Origin of the sequence: Rhodoferax antarcticus ANT.BR (assembly GCF_001938565.1) — a bacterium.
In the GTDB taxonomy this organism is placed as follows: Bacteria; Pseudomonadota; Gammaproteobacteria; order Burkholderiales; family Burkholderiaceae_C; genus Rhodoferax; species Rhodoferax antarcticus.
In genome coordinates, this window is record NZ_MSYM01000001.1 from 149,028 (window position 1) to 167,279 (window position 18,252).

The 18,252-nt window shown below is 56.3% G+C and carries 18 protein-coding genes and 1 tRNA gene; 3 read left to right on the forward strand and 16 right to left on the reverse strand.

All coding sequences use genetic code 11. The annotated features are described in order from the left end of the window. Positions 1-6: 6 nt before the first annotated feature. Entirely contained in the window at positions 7-744 is a 738-nt protein-coding gene (locus BLL52_RS00750) for a DsbC family protein (protein WP_075584829.1), read from the forward strand. Between the two features lie 3 nt (positions 745-747). After that, complete coding sequence (locus tag BLL52_RS00755; protein WP_075584830.1) at positions 748-2,589, forward strand: M61 family metallopeptidase; 1,842 nt, start codon at positions 748-750, stop codon at positions 2,587-2,589. Positions 2,590-3,160: 571 nt separating this feature from the next. Here BLL52_RS00755 and BLL52_RS00760 read toward each other — a convergent pair. The 8 genes from BLL52_RS00760 to secA all read right to left on the reverse strand — a co-directional run bounded on the left by BLL52_RS00760 (position 3,161) and on the right by secA (position 11,531). Further along, positions 3,161-4,783 carry a hypothetical protein gene (locus tag BLL52_RS00760; RefSeq protein WP_075584831.1) on the reverse strand — a complete coding sequence of 541 codons (1,623 nt, stop codon included), beginning with the start codon at positions 4,781-4,783 and terminating at the stop codon, positions 3,161-3,163. Between the two features lie 17 nt (positions 4,784-4,800). Next, positions 4,801-4,983 (reverse strand): transposase, encoded by a 183-nt coding sequence (locus tag BLL52_RS21925; protein WP_075584832.1) that lies wholly within the window; start codon positions 4,981-4,983, stop codon positions 4,801-4,803. After that, positions 4,980-5,402, reverse strand: a complete 423-nt coding sequence (locus BLL52_RS20170; RefSeq protein ID WP_075584833.1) for a transposase — start codon at positions 5,400-5,402, stop codon at positions 4,980-4,982. The genes BLL52_RS21925 and BLL52_RS20170 overlap by 4 nt, the downstream gene beginning before the upstream one ends. Next, positions 5,399-5,806: a helix-turn-helix domain-containing protein gene (locus tag BLL52_RS00775; protein WP_158025662.1), complete on the reverse strand. Its 408-nt coding sequence runs from the start codon at positions 5,804-5,806 to the stop codon at positions 5,399-5,401. Before BLL52_RS00775 ends, BLL52_RS20170 begins: the two co-directional genes overlap by 4 nt. 235 nt (positions 5,807-6,041) lie before the next feature. Further along, positions 6,042-6,515 (reverse strand): NUDIX domain-containing protein, encoded by a 474-nt coding sequence (locus BLL52_RS00780; protein WP_075584834.1) that lies wholly within the window; start codon positions 6,513-6,515, stop codon positions 6,042-6,044. 72 nt (positions 6,516-6,587) lie between these two features. After that, complete coding sequence (locus BLL52_RS00785) at positions 6,588-7,475, reverse strand: ATP-binding protein (protein WP_075584835.1); 888 nt, start codon at positions 7,473-7,475, stop codon at positions 6,588-6,590. After that, complete coding sequence (gene argJ / locus BLL52_RS00790; protein ID WP_075584836.1) at positions 7,472-8,701, reverse strand: bifunctional glutamate N-acetyltransferase/amino-acid acetyltransferase ArgJ; 1,230 nt, start codon at positions 8,699-8,701, stop codon at positions 7,472-7,474. Before argJ ends, BLL52_RS00785 begins: the two co-directional genes overlap by 4 nt. Before the next feature lie 85 nt (positions 8,702-8,786). Continuing rightward, positions 8,787-11,531, reverse strand: a complete 2,745-nt coding sequence (gene secA, locus BLL52_RS00795) for a preprotein translocase subunit SecA (protein WP_075584837.1) — start codon at positions 11,529-11,531, stop codon at positions 8,787-8,789. 429 nt (positions 11,532-11,960) lie between these two features. On the opposite strand from secA, the gene BLL52_RS00800 reads away from it, so the two are divergent. Continuing rightward, positions 11,961-12,197: a hypothetical protein gene (locus tag BLL52_RS00800; protein ID WP_320060531.1), complete on the forward strand. Its 237-nt coding sequence runs from the start codon at positions 11,961-11,963 to the stop codon at positions 12,195-12,197. A gap of 1 nt (position 12,198) precedes the next feature. On the opposite strand, the gene BLL52_RS00805 is transcribed toward BLL52_RS00800, so the two are convergent. From BLL52_RS00805 to BLL52_RS00840, 8 genes are all read right to left on the reverse strand, one after another. Further along, positions 12,199-12,274: transfer RNA gene (locus BLL52_RS00805), tRNA-Thr, on the reverse strand. A 53-nt stretch (positions 12,275-12,327) separates the two neighbouring features. After that, positions 12,328-12,735, reverse strand: a complete 408-nt coding sequence (locus tag BLL52_RS00810; protein ID WP_075584839.1) for a ClpXP protease specificity-enhancing factor — start codon at positions 12,733-12,735, stop codon at positions 12,328-12,330. 7 nt (positions 12,736-12,742) lie between these two features. Continuing rightward, positions 12,743-13,354, reverse strand: coding sequence for a glutathione S-transferase N-terminal domain-containing protein (locus BLL52_RS00815; protein WP_075584840.1), 612 nt, complete (start codon positions 13,352-13,354; stop codon positions 12,743-12,745). Positions 13,355-13,456: 102 nt separating this feature from the next. Beyond that, a complete protein-coding gene (locus BLL52_RS00820) occupies positions 13,457-14,212 on the reverse strand; it encodes a cytochrome c1 (RefSeq protein ID WP_075584944.1) in 756 nt (251 codons plus the stop codon). Positions 14,213-14,241: 29 nt separating this feature from the next. After that, the gene (locus BLL52_RS00825) at positions 14,242-15,642 is read right to left on the reverse strand and encodes a cytochrome b (protein ID WP_075584841.1); all 1,401 of its coding nucleotides are present in this window, start codon (positions 15,640-15,642) and stop codon (positions 14,242-14,244) included. Between the two features lie 11 nt (positions 15,643-15,653). Beyond that, on the reverse strand, positions 15,654-16,262 hold the full coding sequence (petA, locus tag BLL52_RS00830) for a ubiquinol-cytochrome c reductase iron-sulfur subunit (RefSeq protein WP_075584842.1): 609 nt from the start codon (positions 16,260-16,262) through the stop codon (positions 15,654-15,656). 61 nt (positions 16,263-16,323) lie between these two features. Next, positions 16,324-17,427 carry a 4-hydroxythreonine-4-phosphate dehydrogenase PdxA gene (gene pdxA / locus BLL52_RS00835; protein WP_075584843.1) on the reverse strand — a complete coding sequence of 368 codons (1,104 nt, stop codon included), beginning with the start codon at positions 17,425-17,427 and terminating at the stop codon, positions 16,324-16,326. Between the two features lie 7 nt (positions 17,428-17,434). Next, the gene (locus tag BLL52_RS00840) at positions 17,435-18,193 is read right to left on the reverse strand and encodes a Nif3-like dinuclear metal center hexameric protein (RefSeq protein WP_075584844.1); all 759 of its coding nucleotides are present in this window, start codon (positions 18,191-18,193) and stop codon (positions 17,435-17,437) included. Positions 18,194-18,252: the final 59 nt, after the last annotated feature.

The following is an 18,252-nucleotide window of genomic DNA, read 5'->3' on the forward strand; positions in this document are numbered from 1 at the left end:
GTACGTATGAAAACTACCCGCCTTGCCTCCCTCGCGTTGCTTGCATGCGCCACGCTGATGGCCGCCAGCACCGTTACCAGCGCTTTCGCGCAAGAGGCGGCGATTCGTAAAAACCTGGGCGAGCGCATCCCGCAGATTGGCAAGATTGATGAGGTGAGCAAAACCGGCGTCCCCGGCTTGTACGAGATTCGCATCAACGGCACCGACATTCTGTACACCGACGCGCAGGGCGACTACCTGATCCAGGGCAACCTGATCGACACCAAACAAAAGCGCAACCTCACCGAAGAGCGCGTGGACAAGCTCTCGGCGATTCAGTTCGACACGTTGCCGTTCAAAGACGCCTTCACCATCGTGCGTGGCAACGGCAAGCGCAAGCTGGCGGTGTTTGAAGACCCGAACTGCAGCTACTGCAAACGCTTTGAGGCCAACCTGGAGCAGGTCAAAGACGTGACCGTTTACCTGTTCCTCTACCCGGTACTCGGGCAGAAGTCGGTGGAGCTGTCTAACGCCATCTGGTGCGCGAAAGATAAACCCAAGGTATGGCACGACTGGATGGTCAAAAACATCAATCCTGCCAACGCCAAATGCGACACCGCTGCGGTAAATCGCAATAGTCAGTTGGGCAAAAAATACAAGATCACCGGCACACCCACCCTGGTGTTTGCCGACGGCTCGCGCGTGCCGGGCGCCATCAGCGCGGAGCAGGTCGAGCAGCGCCTGGCACAAGCCAGCGGCCAATAGGCCATGCCGCGTACCGCCCGTCCTCGTACCGCCCCGCCCTGCCCGCTGGACTACCAGGTCAGCGTGGCTGACCTGCACGCCCACCTGTTTGCGGTCACGCTGACCGTTGCCCGCCCGCAAGCCAGTCAAATTGTGAGTTTGCCGGTGTGGATTGCCGGCAGCTACATGGTGCGCGAGTTTTCCAAACACCTGCAGAGCCTGCAGGCGCAGCAAGGCAAGCAGGCGCTGGCCATCACCCAGTTGGACAAATGCACTTGGCAAGTGGACTGCCAGACTAGCAAACCCCTGACGCTGAGCTACCAGGTTTACGCCTTTGATAACTCGGTACGCACCGCTTGGCTGGATACGCAACGCGGCTTTTTCAACGGCACCAGCCTGTGCCTGAAAGTGCACGGCCAGGAAGACCAGCCGCACCGCCTCACGCTTGCCCGCAGCGGCTGGCCCAAAGATTGGCAAGCGGCCACCGCGCTGCGACCCGACCAAGCCGATAAAAACGGTTTTGGCAGCTACCTGGCCGCTGATTACGACGAATTGGTCGACTCGCCGGTGGAAATGGGCGCTTTCTGGAGTGCCAACTTCACCGCCCGTGGCGTGCCGCACCGCTTTGTGGTGGCCGGTGCCAGCGCCAGCTTTGACAGCGCGCGCCTGCTGGCCGACACGCAAGCCATTTGCGAAGCCGAGATCGACTTCTGGCACGGCAAAGCGGCGAAGCGCCAAGCCAAAGGCAAGGGCGAAACTGCCCAAAGCCGACCGCCGCACGACCGTTATGTCTTCATGCTCAACGCGGTGGACAACAGCTACGGCGGGCTGGAGCACCGCCACAGCACCGCACTCATCTGCAAACGCGCCGACCTACCGCGCCTGGGTCAAGCCAAAGCCTTGACCGCCATGCACGGCTACACCAGCCTGCTGGGCCTGATCAGCCACGAGTACTTTCACACCTGGAACGTCAAGCGCCTGCGCCCTGCCGAATTCGCGCGCTATGACTATGCAAGCGAAAACTACACCGAACTGCTGTGGTTTTTTGAAGGCTTCACCAGTTACTACGACGACCTTCTGCTGCTGCGCGCAGGCCTGATTGACGACACCACCTACTTGGCCCTGTTGGGCAAAGCGCTCAACGCCGTGCTGCAAACCCCCGGCCGCCAAGTGCAAAGCGTGGCGCAGGCCAGCTTTGACGCCTGGGTCAAGTACTACCGGCAAGACGAAAACACCCTAAACGCCACCATCAGCTACTACACCTTGGGCTCGCTGGTGGCGCTGTGTCTGGATTTAAGCCTGCGCCAAGGGGGCAAAACCAGCCTGGACGCGGTGATGCGCGCGCTGTGGCAGCGCTGCGCAGGCGGCCCAATGACGGAGGCTGACCTGCTGGCCGTGCTGCAGGCGCTGTCTGGAGAATCCTTTGCCGACCGGCTGGCCGCCTGGGTGCACAGCACCACCGAGATGCCAGTGAAAGAACTGCTCGCCCAACAAGGTGTCACGCTGAAAGAAGAAGCGGCACCGCTGGCCGATCAACTCGGCCTGAAAGTGGCCGAGCTCGCAGGCATTCGCATCAGGGCGGTGCTGCGCGGCAGCGCGGCCGAGCAAGCCGGGCTGGCCGCAGGTGACGAGTGGCTGGGCATGGAAGTGGGCGCGGGCAAAGCCGCCCAAGGCTGGCGCCTGACAAAGTTGGATGACTTGCCGCTGTATCTGGGCAGCGCCAAAACCTTCCGCGCGCTGCTGGCCCGCGACCAGCGGCTGGTGTCTCTCAGCCTAAATTTGCCCGATTCGGTGCGCGTCATCAAACTGCTTAAGTCCAGTAAAGCAGACCCTGCTTTGACTTGGCCTGCGCTGACTGTTTATTAGGTTTTTAGCCCTCTAGCCCTTATGCCAAAAGGGATGGTAGCTATATAAATCAAAGCATGTTTAGCGCCACCACCGTGGCTTCACCGCCACCGATACATAGGGTAGCAACGCCTTTTTTAAGCCGCGAGGGAAAGAAGGCATCAGTTTTCTCTTTGCGGCTGGCTCGCTATACCACTAGGTGTTTCGCTGGCTGGCCTCTTTAAAAACAATAGCTGTGAGCGCTTATGGGATAAGGGCTAGAGGTCAAAAAAGTCTATATTTTTATTGCCGCCAGCCGAGCGGCGTGGTTGGTGATCTCCAGCCCACGCTCGCAAGCTGCTTTGGTGGGTGCCGCGCTGGTAATTTGCCAATACTGTTGATACACCATTAACCAAATGCCGCCGGTTTGCACAATCAAGCCGACGGCTGTTGATGTTCGTATTTTATGGGGCTGCTGTTAGGTCGGACGCTTGACCTCATGCGTTGAGTTTTCTATTCTTTTATCCGTTTCTGGAGGGCCAGTTCCTGCCCGCGTCCAAGACTGAAGTGGTAAGTCATTGGGCTCTTGTTAGCCCATTTAACAGATCTAAACCTATTGGCATTTCCTGGCAGCAGCAGCTTCCATACTAGAAAAGGAGTTGTTTCCGCCCAGGCCAATAGCCCCCCATTTGGCGTTCTTATCACGGTACATTTTGTGTTCGGCACCGCCGCTGCAACGGATCAAAAAGATGGTGTGGGTCGCGTCAAACCCAAATTCAGCAAAGCCACCTTGGTATTGCCTGATTAGCTTCCAGCTATCGCTTCGGTCTTTAGCCGCAGTTACGCGGCTGGTATCTGCCGGCACGCTCGATGCCTCTGAGTTTCTTCTCTGCACGGTTTGATCTACTGCGCTGGCCTTGGCTCCGGCCTCATTGCTGACACGCGCCATCTCGTCGTAGATACCTGCTGCCACCTGGCTTTTTGACACATTGGTACTGCGATCCGCTCGCTGAAACGCAAGGTCTACCGGGTGAACACCGCCAAGCAATGAGTGACTCAAGGTGTCGGCGTCCGACGCCATCGCGGTGAGAGGGGCAGGTGATAGAACAATGTTGACGATTTCCAGAACAGGCGTTTGTGTTGCCTGGAAAACTTTAGTGCCGCCAAACGTCATACCCGATGCCATGCCGGTGCCACCGGCTGCCGCTTGCCACTCCATTTGATAGCTGGCCATTGCTCGGTAGCCGTTGCTTTTGGCAAGCACCAACTCTATGGGCTGGTCGAAGGTTTTAGTTTCTTCATTGTCAAAGTCGCAATCGCTCACTAGCATGAGGCCGCATGGACGGTTACCCCTCGATCGCCCCGTCACCTTCAGACGCGCCACGGCCTTAACGATATGGTCGAGTTGCGGTTTGTACAACTTGGTGTCTAGCGCCGCGTCGACACTCAATTTCGAATTGACAGTGGCGTTAACACGCCGACCCGCCACCTGGGACAGTATCGAATCATCGCCTCCCGAAGAGTAACTTTCACCGCCAGCGTTCAATTTGGCGTTGAGAACCAACATTTTGGCTTGCAAAGCATCGAGCATCGCAGCCTCAACAGTAGTGCTTTGTCGTGGTGTCATAGCCAGGTCGAAGGCATTGCGCATGAGTGACCGATCAGCCGAGCTCTTGTACTGCGCCAGAAGCTCGGTGATTTGCACGCTGGCTTGGACAGTGGCTCGTGCGCTTTCCAGCACCTCAGGAGCAAAGGTCGATAAAACTTGATCGACGTAGGTTAGCTGCTGCTTTTTTAAATCTAGCGCGCTTTGTGCGTTCAATTGGACCAGCATCAAATAGGCACTGCGATCCGGGCCCTGTAAGCCGCGCGTGTTGAGCAAAATAGGTTGGACTATGGTCCACCTGCTGACCATCTGTGGAAAGTCTTTTTGCTCACTGTCTGGAGACAGTATTGCTATTGCCGGCAGATCCTTGAGCACGGCTTCAAAGGTAGCCAACAAGTGTTCCAAGCCTTTTCTATTCGCGAGAAAGTGCGCCGCTTTGTCCACTGGTACAAAGTAGGCGGTTTCCTGCTGCCTTTCCTGCTTGTAGTTTTGCAACTTGATGGCGTTGCCGTGGACGTTGATCTGCCCATACGCGGCACCAGCCCATAAACTGAAGGTAAGCGCAATGAATGCTGCACCTTTGGTTATTGGCGTTCGGGATTTAAAAAAAGCTAGAAGTTTTGGATGCATAAGTTATTAATATTAAGTTAGATACGTCCAAAGTTAAATTTATATTTGGACCCAAAGTTGTCAAGTATGTCACCAACATCAGCCTCCAAGGTTTCGCTGTCGCGACACTTGGCGGACACCCAGGTGTATTTCATCAGGTGCCAAAGCTTTTTAATACGATTAAGCTCCGGACTATACGGAGGGAGAAAATAAAGTGTCACACCTTGTTTTCCAGCAAAGCCATGATTGGCTTGGTCGCCTTCGCTTTGTGAACTGATGCATTGTCAATGATGACGGTTATTTTCTTCCCAACGTGTTCCTTGAGCAAGCCAATGAATCCAGCAAATATTTCTGCCGTTGTAGATTGCCAAATTTTGGCGCTGAATAGTTCCCCGGTGGACAGCATGGCAGCCAGCACGTTGAGCCGTTTTCCGCGTTTGGCCTCACTCAAATGACGACTTCCTTTGGGTGTCCAAGCGCTGCGATTGGGGTGTACTTGCGAGAATCCTGCCTCGTCACAGTAGGCCAACACCATCTCACCCGCAGCGGCTTGCGAACGCAGTCCAGCGATCTCTACTTGGGCAGATCTGAAAGCGGCTTCGTCTCTTTTTTTTTGAGCGATGAACGTGTGCGTTTTCATACAAATTGGGCCTTCTTCAATGCCTGGGTCAGTGTGTTTAGATGCACCAAAGTGCCGCCGGCGTCGACGTGTTTGGCCAACAGCGCCTTGGCTGTCAATGGCTCCTTCTCTGCCGCGTCCAAGAGCCTTTCAAGTTGCTCTGGGGTGATCTTCCTTGGCGCGCCACTGCGAGGTGCATCAACCAGCGACTCAAAACCACGCTTGAGCCAATCAATACGCGTCAAGCCGACTGTGCGAATATCTATGCCAGCAGTTTCAGCAATCACTTTCATGGATAGTCCATCATCAAAGAGAATCAATGTTTTGGCGCGTTCACGCTCACGCCAGTTTGAACCACGATCAATAATATGTTGCAGCTGGAATCGCTCTTGTGGGAGTAAAGTTAACGTCACCTTCTTTGCCAATTGAAACTCCAGTTATATTGGAGAATGGATTATAAATGAAATTAGTGTAATCCAATTTTATATACGTATTTAATTTAATATTTTTAGCTTATGAATTGATGCTGGCAAGCAGGCTGGAGCGCTTTGACCTCGGGCTACAGTCAACACAGGGCCAAGGTCTAAATAGACTTTCTCCAGCCGAAAAATTTATATCAAATCAGCCTCTAGCCCTTACACCTAAAGCGCAAGTAGCTCTCTAAAACAGAGCATTTTTCCAGCCAATGTCAGCGGCCAACCACTGCAACACGGGAACAGTTCCGGGCAGGATGGGGCTTACCGTCACCGGGATGTGCTGCCAGGCAAAGCTTTGTGCTTCGCGCATTTGCAGTTCGCCCGACCAGTCCAGCACCTTACAAAAATGCAGCCGCACCAGCGCATGCGGGTAGTCCACCAGTTCTTCGCGCCAACGCTGAATCTGGCCGGTTTGGATACCGAGTTCTTCATGCAGTTCTCGTGTTAACGCTTGTTCCACACTTTCACCGGGTTCAAACTTGCCACCGGGGAACTCCCAGTAACCGGCGTAGACCTTGTCGATGGGGCGTGAGGTGAGCAAGAAGTCGCCATTGGGCTGGATCAACACACCCACAGCCACGTCCACCACCGGGCGATCCGGGCCGCCCGCGCGCTCTTCGTGGGCGTCGGCAACCAGCGGGCTTTTGGGCTGCGTCATGAGGACCAACCTGTCAGGAAGTCAGAAAAATTTGTCATCAGATACGTCAGGAATTGGTGCTGGCTGCCAGGCTTACACCGCATCTGACGCGTCCGCATGCCGCCCGGCATAGTCGCGCGCAAACTGGTAGGCCACGCGGCCGCTGCGCGCGCCGCGCTCCAGCGCCCACACCAGCGCCTGCGGACGGGCGGCTTCAATGCTGCTGGCGCTGACGCCGAACGAGCTGAGCCACTGCGCCACGATGGCCAGGTATTCGTCTTGGCTGAACGAGTAAAAGCTCACCCACAGGCCAAAGCGCTCGGACAGCGAAATTTTTTCCTCCACCACCTCACCCGGATGCACCTCGCCATCAGGCGTGTGGGTGTAGCTCAGGTTGTCTTTCATGTGCTCGGGCAGCAGGTGGCGGCGGTTGCTGGTGGCGTAGATCAGCACATTGGGCGTGGTGGCGGCCACCGATCCGTCCAGAATCGACTTGAGCGCTTTGTAGCCTGGCTCGCCGTCTTCAAAGCTGAGGTCGTCACAAAAGACGATGAATTTCTCGGGCCGGTCGGACACCAGGTCAACAATGTCAGGCAAGTCCACCAAGTCAGCTTTGTCAACTTCAATCAACCGCAGGCCCAGGTGCGCGTATTCGTGCAGGCAGGCGCGGATCAGGCTGGACTTGCCGGTGCCGCGGGCACCGGTGAGCAGCACGTTATTGGCCAGGTCACCGCGCACAAACTGCAAGGTGTTGCGCTGGATCTTGTCTTTTTGCGGCTCGATTTCTTTCAGGTCGCTCAGGGTCATGGCGCCAATATGGCGCACAGGCTCAAGACTGCTGCGCCCGGCGCTACGTTTACGGTAGCGGTAGGCATGGGAAGCTTGCCAGTCCGGCTGCGCCAGGGGCTGCGGCAGCACCGCCTCGATGCGGCTGATGAGTTGCTCAGCACGCGCCAGCAGGTGGTCAAAGCGCTCACTCATGAGCGGTAGTCGGCGTTGATGGTGACGTATTCGTGGCTCAGGTCACAGGTCCAGACGGTGTCTGCCGCGGTGCCACGGCCCAGCAGCACGCGCACGGTGATCTCGCTTTGCTTCATCACGCGCTGGCCGTCTTCTTCGCGGTAGGCGGGGTTGCGGCCACCTTTGACGGCCACATGCACGTCATCCAGGTACAGATCAATGCCGGTCTGGTCCAGGTCAGCAATGCCTGCGTAGCCTACCGCCGCCAAAATGCGGCCCAAGTTGGGGTCGCTGGCAAAGAAGGCGGTTTTGACCAGCGGCGAGTGGGCAATGGCGTAGGCCACCTGGCGGCATTCAGCTTGTGTTTGACCGCCTTCGACCTTGATTGTTATAAATTTAGTAGCACCTTCCCCGTCACGCACAATGGCTTGAGCCAGTTTTTGTGCCACACCCAGCATGGCGGCTTTGAGGGCCTGACCAGCGGGGTTGCCGAACGAGTCGATCGCTTTGTGCGCTGCTTTGTTGGTGGCTATCACCACAAACGAGTCGTTGGTGGAGGTGTCGCCATCCACGGTGACGCGGTTGAACGAGCCTTCAGTCAACTCGGTGGCCAGCTGTTTCATCAGGGCCGGGGCCACGCAGGCATCGGTAGCCATAAAGCCCAGCATGGTCGCCATGTTGGGGCGGATCATGCCTGCGCCCTTGCTGATGCCGGTGATGCTGACCAGCACGCCGTCCACCAGCACCTGCGCGCCAAAGGCTTTGGGCGCGGTGTCGGTGGTCATGATGGCCTCGGCGGCGCGCAGCCAGTTGTCCGCTTTGGCGTCGGCAATGGCGGCGTCCAAGCCAGCCTCAATGCGTTCCACCGGCAAGGTTTCCATGATCACACCGGTGGAAAATGGCAACACCTGCTGCGCAGTAATGCCCAGCCGGGCCGCCAGCGCGGTGCAGGTTTGCTGGGCGCGGGCCAGGCCGTCAGCGCCGGTGCCCGCATTGGCGTTGCCAGTGTTGATGACCATCGCGCGAATGCCTTGGCCGCCGTCCAGATGCTCTCGGCAAATCTGCACCGGCGCCGCGCAGAAGCGGTTTTGCGTGAACACGCCAGAGACCGAGGCGCCTGCGTCGATCAGCACCACCGTCAAATCCTTGCGGTTGGCCTTGCGGATACCAGCCTCGGTGATGCCGATGGCGACACCGGCTATGGCGTAGAGTTCAGCGGGGTTGGGAGCGGGCAGATTCACGGGCATGGTGGTCTTTCAAACATCAAACAATTCAGGGGCCAGATGAACGAAATCGGGCGCAAGGCCCGATTTTCATGGTTTTTTGATAGTGTCAGTTCAACTTGCCGTGGCACTGCTTGTACTTTTTGCCGCTGCCGCAAGGGCAAGGGTCATTGCGGCCAACCCGCGGTATGTCTTGGGGCACGGTGGCGCTGTCAACGGTGGTTTCCACCTCACCCGTTTCGGTGGGCGCGCTGTAAGTCACGTTGGATACCCGCTCTGCGCGGCTTTCCAGGTCAGCAGCGGCCAGGGCAGCTTCCGCCTGAGACTGCACCTTGACGGTCATCAGCATTTTGGTGACTTCATTCTTGACCACGTCCAGCATCTGGCCGAACAGCTCAAACGCCTCGCGCTTGTACTCCTGCTTGGGCTGCTTTTGCGCGTAGCCGCGCAGGTGAATACCTTGACGCAAGTAGTCCAGCGCGCTCAGGTGGTCACGCCAGTTGCCGTCAATGGTTTGCAACAAAACCATGCGCTCGAACTGGGTGAAATTCTCGTTGCCCACCAAATCCACCTTGGCTGCAAAAACTTCATTGGCATGGGCTTTGACGGTGTCCACCAGATCCTGATCAGTGATGGCACTGGCAGCGTTGACCTGGGCTTGTAGTGCCAGCGTCATCTGCCACTCGTCTTCCAGCACTTTTTCCAGAGCGGCCAGTTGCCACTGCTCCTCGACCGATTCCGTCGGGACAAACTGGCGAACGACGTCTTCAAAACAGCCCTCGCGCAGGCCCTGAATCTGCGCCGACAGGTCGCTGGCGTCCAGAATCTCGTTGCGCTGCTGGTAAATCACCTTGCGCTGGTCGTTGGAAACGTCGTCGTACTCCAGCAGTTGCTTGCGCATGTCAAAGTTGCGTGCTTCCACCTTGCGCTGCGCGCTCTCAATACTGCGGGTCACGATGCCGGCTTCAATGGCTTCGCCCTCGGGCATCTTCAGCTTGTCCATGATGGACTTGACGCGGTCACCGGCAAAAATGCGCATCAGCGAATCGTCCAGACCCAGGTAAAAACGCGAGGAACCGGCGTCGCCCTGGCGGCCAGAGCGACCACGCAACTGGTTGTCAATGCGTCGTGATTCATGTCGCTCAGTGGCGATGATGCGCAGGCCACCCAGCTGGGTGACCAGTTCATGGTCTTTGGTCCACTGGGTGCGAATCGCCTCAATCTGCTGCTGCTTTTGCGCAGCGTCGAGCGCCTCGTTGGCCTCAACGGCCTCGATGATCTTGCGGATATTGCCACCCAGCACAATGTCAGTGCCGCGACCCGCCATATTGGTGGCAATGGTGATCATCTTGGTGCTACCCGCCTGCGCCACGATGTCCGCCTCGCGGGCGTGCTGTTTGGCGTTGAGTACCTGATGCGGTAGTTTTTCTTTCTCCAGCAGTTCGGCAATCACCTCGGAGTTTTCAATTGACGTGGTGCCCACCAGCACGGGCTGGCCGCGCTCATAACACTCGCGGATGTCCTTGATGGCCGCGTCGTACTTTTCCTTGGTAGTTTTGTAGACACGGTCAAGCTGATCGTCGCGGCGGCTGGGTTTGTTGGGCGGCATCACCACGGTTTCCAGACCGTAGATTTCCTGGAACTCGTACGCTTCGGTGTCTGCCGTGCCGGTCATGCCTGCCAGCTTGCCATACAGGCGGAAGTAGTTCTGGAAGGTGATCGACGCCATGGTCTGGTTTTCAGGCTGGATGGCCACGCCTTCCTTGGCCTCGACCGCCTGGTGCAGACCTTCGCTCCAACGGCGCCCGGTCATCAGGCGGCCGGTGTACTCGTCCACGATGATCACTTCGCCAGCCTGCACCACATAGTGCTGGTCGCGCAAATACAGGTGCTGGGCACGCAAGGCGGCGTACAGATGGTGCATCAAAGTGATGTTGGCCGGGTCGTACAAGCTGGCACCCTCGGGGATCAAGCCCATGCTATACAGGATGCGCTCGGCGTTTTCATGGCCGCGCTCGGTCAGGAACACCTGGCGGCTTTTTTCGTCCAGCGTGAAATCCCCGGCTTTGATGATGCCCTCACCGGTGCGCGGATCAGCCTCGCCTTCCTGCTTTTCCAGCTGCGGCACGATGAGCTTGATGGCCTGGTACAGATCGGTCTGGTCTTCGGCCTGGCCGCTGATGATCAGGGGCGTGCGCGCTTCGTCAATCAGGATTGAGTCCACCTCGTCGACGATGGCGTAGTTCAGCCCGCGCTGCACCCGGTCGCCAGCCTCATAGACCATGTTGTCGCGCAGGTAGTCAAAACCGTATTCGTTGTTGGTGCCGTAGGTGATGTCCGCGTGGTAGGCGGCCTGCTTGTCAGCGCGTGGCATGTTAGGCAGGTTGATACCAACCGATAGGCCGATAAAGTTGTAGAGCTTGCCCATCCACTGCGCATCACGATTGGCCAAGTAGTCATTGACGGTGACCACATGCACGCCGTTTCCGGTCAGCGCATTCAGGTACACCGGCAGGGTGGCAGTCAGTGTCTTGCCCTCGCCGGTGCCCATTTCGGAAATTTTGCCATCGTGCAAAGACATGCCGCCGAGCAGTTGCACATCAAAATGGCGCATCTTCATGACACGTTTTGAGCCCTCCCGCACCACGGCAAATGCCTCTGGCAAGAGGCTGTCTAGCGACTCACCCTGACTGACGCGGTGCTTGAACTCTTCCGTCTTGGCACGCAACGCCTCATCGGTAAGTTGTTCAAAACCGGCTTCCAGCGCATTGATTTTGGCTACGGTATGGCGGTACTTATTGATCAGGCGGTCGTTGCGACTGCCGAAAATTTTTGTGAGGAAATTGGTGGCCATGAATGCAATGCACAGCTAGTTTGCCGGACAGGGCAAACCAGATATGCCGTCCTATATTACGATCTGACTGAAATAAGGATAAACAGCACCGGCACAAGTGCCAGGCGCCACAACCTTTTAGAAAACAACTTGGCGGATTTTACCTGCCCAAAGATGGGAAGGACGAAACCCCTACCGCACAGCGCCGGGCATCGCCAATGGCGCAGCTTTTAGGAATACCCAGTGTGGTTAAGATCAGCAGGACGGCGCCTAGCTACATCTGTGCCGCCCGCCAAATACCCGAGAGGTTGACCATGTGCGCCCCGCCAAGCTCGACATCCGTGGCGATCAATTGCATCTGTTACGCCATTCAAGCGCATGAAACCCCGACATCAGCATCAGTTTAGCCTGCTACAGGCCAGCGAAAACAACCCAAGCCTGGCGCAATTGATGGCCCGTCAAAAGGCGTCGTCAGTCAGATTGCAGGCCATTGAGGGACTGATCCCGCCGATGCTGCGCCCCTTGGTCAAGGGCGGGCCTTTTGAGGACGGGGCGTGGTGCCTGATGCTCTCCAACAACACAACGGCTGCAAAGATGCGCCAGCTGTTGCCAATCTTCGAGGAGAAACTGAGGGCCTGCGGCCTTGAGGTTAAATCCATTCGGCTCAAGGTGAACCGACAAATTTAAGTGGTGCCGATTATCGGATTCGAACTGATGACCTACCGCTTACAAGGCGGTTGCTCTACCAACTGAGCTAAATCGGCACGAATGGAATTTTACACGAGCGAGGGTGGCGCTTCTTGCTGCCAAAGAACCGCTATTTGATACGTTTGAGTGCGGGACGGGCTCCGGCGGCAGGTTTCGGCGGGTCAGTCTCTGGCGCGGGCGCTGACTTGCTGATCTGAGGAAACGCCATACCTTGCCTATTTTCGCGGGCAAACACGGCGGTCACCTGATCAACAGGCACCATGATGTCGCGAACTGCACCTGAAAAACGTGCCTTGAAGGAGATGTAATCATTGCCCAGTTGCAAACCTGTGGTTGCCGTTAGGCCCACGTTAAGAACGATTTCGCCATCTTTGACATATTCGAGCGGAACCTGAACCGAGCGATCCACCAACACGGTGATGTGTGGTGTGTAGCCGTTGTCACAGCACCACTCATGGATTGCCCGAATCAGATAAGGGCGGGTGGAGGTGGATTCGGTGTCTTGATTCGCACTCATCGGCCACCTATTTGCGCATGACTTTTTCGGAAGGGGTCAGCGCTTCAATGTAGGCGGGGCGCGAAAAAATGCGCTCTGCATACTTGAGCAATGGGGCCGCATTCTTGCTCAGTTCAATGCCGTAGTAGTCCAGACGCCACAGCAACGGCGCAATAGCCACATCGAGCATAGAGAAACCATCACCCAGCATGAATTTGTTCTTGAGGAAAACTGGCGCCAACTGCGTCAGTCGGTCACGAATGTGCGCACGGGCTTTCTCCAACGCTTTTTCGTTGGCTTTCGCTGTACGCGATTCGAGCGTTGACACATGCGTGAACAACTCTTTTTCAAAATTCAAAAGGAACAGCCTGACGCGTGCTCGGTCAACCGGATCCCCGGGCATGAGTTGAGGATGTGGAAAGCGCTCGTCAATATACTCATTGATGATGTTGGACTCATACAAAATAAGGTCACGCTCCACCAGGATCGGTACCTGGCCATACGGATTCATGACATTGATATCCTCCGGCTTGTTGTATAGATCAACGTCGCGAATTTCAAAGTCCATGCCTTTTTCAAAAAGCACGAAACGGCAACGATGTGAGTAGGGACAAGTCGTACCCGAATAAAGCACCATCATGGTGGAAGCTCCTAAAAAATAAAAGAGCGGGGCGCACAAAGCAACCCCACTCTGAATCATTGGGTTCGGCTAGCTTGCCGATCCGATGGCCACGAAAACCAATTATTTAATGTCTTTCCAGTACGACTTATTCAAACGCCAGGCAACCACTATGAAGCCAGCCAGAAAAATCAGCACATAAATACCCATGGTTTTACGCTGGCTTTGAACTGGTTCGCCCATCCATTGCAAATAGTTCACGAGGTCGCCAACCATCTGGTCAAACTGCTCGGGATTCATGCTCCCCGGCGTCATCTGCTCAAACCCCTTGAAATGATGGCTCTTGTTACCGTCAACGATAACTTCTTCAAACACGGCTTTGTGGTCGCCTTGTTGTTCCCAGAACACGTTCGGCATACCAGTATTGAGAAAGACACTGTTGTTGTAACCTGTTGGGCTCGTAGGGTCACGATAGAAACTGCGCAAGTAGGTATACAGGTAATCGGCACCGCTGCCGTTGGCACCCGCGCGGGACCGTGCGATCACTGAGAGATCAGGCGGTGCAACACCAAACCAAGTCTTTCCCTCTTTCGGTGAGATGACTGAGCGCATGGTGTCACCCACCTTCGCATCAGTGTTCACAATCTCAGATTTGATTTGGTCGAGCGTGAAGCCGATGTCCTCCAAACGGTTGTAGCGCATGTATTCAGCGCCGTGACATCCTAAGCAATAGGCCGAAAACGTTTTGGCACCGTTTTGCAGCGCGGCCATATCGGTTATTTTGTTGGGCGCTTTGTCCCAAGCGACACCGCCTTCTGAGGCATATACAGAACCTACCAAGCTCATGGCGATTGCCAAGCCAGCCGTTATTTTTTTGATCATGTTTGTTTTCATGGCAAATCTCCGTATCAATGGCCTGTGTAAACAACACGCGCGGGCACCGGTTTGAACGTACCGATACGGCTCCACCAGGGCATCAGTAGGAAAAAGAAAAAGTAAAACATCGTGCCGATCTGCGACAAGAGGTTGAACAGGTCGGTGGGCGCCAACATACCGAGATATCCCAGCAACAGGAAGTCGAGCACGAACAGAGCGTACATATATTTGTGCCATGTCGGGCGATAACGGATCGACTTGGCTTCACTGTTATCCAGCCAAGGCAAGAAAAACAGAATCACCACCCCGCCGCCCATGGCCACAACACCCCAGAATTTGGCTTCGATCAGCAGCAAAAGCGCGATGAGTACCACCGTGCCGCCAGCCACCACCAGCCTGAACAGAGTAGGCATCTTGCCCTTCCAAGCCAGCAAGGCGCCGCCGATGGCCACACTGGCTGTCAACACGTACATGAAGTCAGCAGTCACCGCACGCAACATGGAATAGAACGGTGTGAAGTACCAAACAGGCGCAATGTGCGCTGGCGTCACCAGCGGGTTCGCTGGGATGAAGTTGTTGTACTCAATGAAGTAACCGCCCATTTCAGGTGCGAAGAAAATGATCGCAGAGAAAACAAAGAGGAACACGCTGACACCAAAAATGTCATGCACCGTGTAATACGGATGGAACGGAATGCCGTCCAGCGGAATACCCTTGGCATCCTTGATGTTCTTGATTTCCACGCCATCAGGATTGTTCGAGCCAACCTCATGTAGCGCAATGATGTGCGCCACCACCAGGCCCAACAGCACCAGTGGCACCGCAATCACGTGGAAGCTGAAGAAGCGGTTCAGGGTTGCGTCACCGACGACAAAGTCACCGCGAATCAACAGGGCCAGATCGGGGCCAATGAACGGAATGGCAGAGAACAGGTTAACGATCACCTGGGCACCCCAGTAGCTCATCTGACCCCATGGCAGCAGGTAACCCATGAAAGCCTCAGCCATCAGCGCCAAGAAAATACCGCAGCCAAACAGCCATATCAATTCACGCGGTTTGCGGTAGCTGCCGTACATCAGGCCACGGAACATGTGCAGGTAAACCACGACAAAAAAAGCCGAGGCGCCTGTTGAATGCATGTAGCGGATCAACCAACCCCAGGGCACATCGCGCATGATGTATTCCACTGAGCCGAACGCCAGCGCTGCATCAGGCTTGTAATGCATTGTCAAAAAAATACCGGTGACGATCTGAATAACAAACACCAGCAACGACAGCGAACCGAAGATGTACCAAACGTTAAAGTTTTTCGGTGCGTAATACTCACTCATGTGCTCTTTAAAGAGCTTGGTCAAGGGGAGCCGGTTGTCAATCCAGTTCATCGTCTTGGCCGTCACGGAAGCATTTGGGGAGATTTCTTGAAATTCTGCCATGTTATTAATCCTTAGGCTTTCTTGTCTTCACCAATCAGCAGCTTGGCATCTGACAGGTACACGTGCGGTGGTATTTCCAAGTTCGTCGGGGCTGGCTTATTTTTGAAAACCCTCCCAGCCAAGTCAAATGTAGATCCGTGGCAGGGGCAAAAGAACCCACCGAGCCAGTCGTCCGGCAGCGAGGGCTGAGCGCCAGTTGCAAACTTGTCTGACGGAGAGCAGCCAAGGTGCGTGCAAATGCCAATAGCCACCAGATATTCAGGATTGATCGAGCGCGTGGGGTTTTGCGCATAGGCTGGCTGCTGGCTAGACACTTTGGATTGCGGATCCACCAACTGAGGATCATTCTTGGCCAAATCGGCCAGCATTTCTGGCGTGCGGCGCACGATCCAGACAGGGTTGCCGCGCCACTCCACCGTCATTTTTTCGCCCGGCTTCAACCCGGAGATATCTGCCTCGACCGCAGCACCAGCAGCTTTGGCTCTTTCCGAGGGTTGAAACGAAGCAACAAAAGGGATCACTAGGGCCGCGGTGCCCAGAGCCCCAACTGCGCTGGAGGCAATCAGCCATGTTCGTTTTTCGGCATCTACCAAACCGGTTTTGACAACAGATTCACTCATGGGCATCCTTGATGATAAAAACCACACCTAATCAAAGGAAAGCATTGTAACTTAGCCACTTTTATCCAAGGCCCGCGCTCGGGTAACGGTGACTTTTGTCACGTTGACTTGACAGAAGCCTCGCCATGCGCACCGCTTCTATCAGGCTGGACGCGTCGGCCCGGCCTGTTCCGGCCATATCAAAGGCGGTGCCATGGTCCGGGCTGGTACGCACCAGCGGCAAACCCAAGGTGACATTGACCCCTTTTTCAACACCCAAATACTTCACAGGAATCAGGCCTTGGTCATGGTACATGGCCAGCACCACATCGAATTCGCCGGAGTGTTCACCTGTGGCCCGCGCGCGCATAAAGATAGTGTCAGGAGCCTGGGGGTCGCTCGCCGACACCCCTTGCTGCCGGGCTAACGCCACTGCAGGGGCAATGATGTCGCCTTCTTCCGTGCCAAACAACCCGCCCTCTCCCGCATGCGGATTGAGACCCGCCACGCCAATGCGCGGCACACGGCCCAGCAGCGCTTTCAGGGCGTTGTGGGTGATCAACAGGCTTTGCAAGACATTCTCGAACGTCACCGCCGCCAAGGCGTCGCGCATCGACAAGTGAATACTGACGAGCACCACCCGTAATTCGTCGTTGGCCAGCATCATGCGTACTGGGCATTGGCTGATCGTTAGCCCCTGATGCGCTGCCGCCAACGACTGCAACAGTTCGGTGTGCCCTGGAAAAGCCACATACGGTGCACCTGCCAGCGACAAAGCCGCTTTGTTCAGCGGTGCTGTGACCAGCCCAGCCACGTCGCCACGCAATGCCGCATTGGCCGCCCAAACCACACAATCACCGGCCATCTGACCGGCATGTGCGCTGATCTGGCCGAAAGGCGGAGGTGGCAGCGCGCTGGCAGGTGAATCCACCTGCCATACCGGCACACACCGCGGCGGGCATTGCAGGGCCTCTTGCACGTCTGACAACTGCAGCACGGGCATCACCACTGCGCCCGTAGCAACCACCTGGGCGGCACGCCGCAGGGTCGCTACATCGCCGGCCACAAAGCAGCCACGCAATTGATCCGGCGCGTCACGGAACGCCTTAACGATGATTTCCGGGCCAATACCGGCCGAATCCCCTTGGGTGATGGCAAGCGGTTGCAGGGCAGCAGATTCAGTCATGGTGTGCTCAAGCCGGGTTGTCGATGTCGATGAATACATGTTCCAGTCCAAACTGGTTAGCCACATGCGCTGCTACGGCAGGGGCACCATAGCGCTCGGTGGCATGGTGACCGCACGCCAGGTAAGCCACACCACATTCGCGGGCCAGGTGGGTTTGCGGCTCGGATAATTCGCCGGTGATGAAGGCATCTGCTCCGGCGGCAATGGCCGCCTCGAAATAGCTCTGCGCACCACCGCTGCACCATGCTATTTTTTTAATAGTTATCTGCGCTTTATTTATAAGGGCTACAGGCCTATTTAGTATATAAGCGACATGGTCTGCCAAGGCCTGGGCTGATTCAAAACCGGGGCCGTTGGCGCGCTCGCCCAGCCACCCCAGGTTCTGCTCACCAAAGCTGGCTTGGCCCACCAGGCCCAGTTTGCGGGCGAGTTGTGCGTTGTTGCCCAACTCGGGGTGGGCGTCCATCGGCAGGTGGTAGGCCAGCAGATTGATGTCATGGGCCAGCAGCAGCGCCAGGCGCTGCTTCATCCAGCCGGTCACGCAACCACTCTGACCGCGCCAGAACAAGCCGTGGTGCACCAGCAGGGTGTCTGCTCTGGCCTCAATGGCGGCTTCAATAAGCGCTCGGCTGGCCGTGACCCCGCAGACGATTTTGCGAACCTGTGCGCCGCCTTCCACCTGCAGGCCGTTGGGGCCATAGTCGCGAAACTGCGCGGGCTCTAGCAAAGCGTCGAGTGCGCCCAGAAGTTCGTTGCGGTGAATCATTTGTCAAACCAAAGAATATCGGGGTCTAGATGATAAAGGTCTACCGTTGACAATAGGGC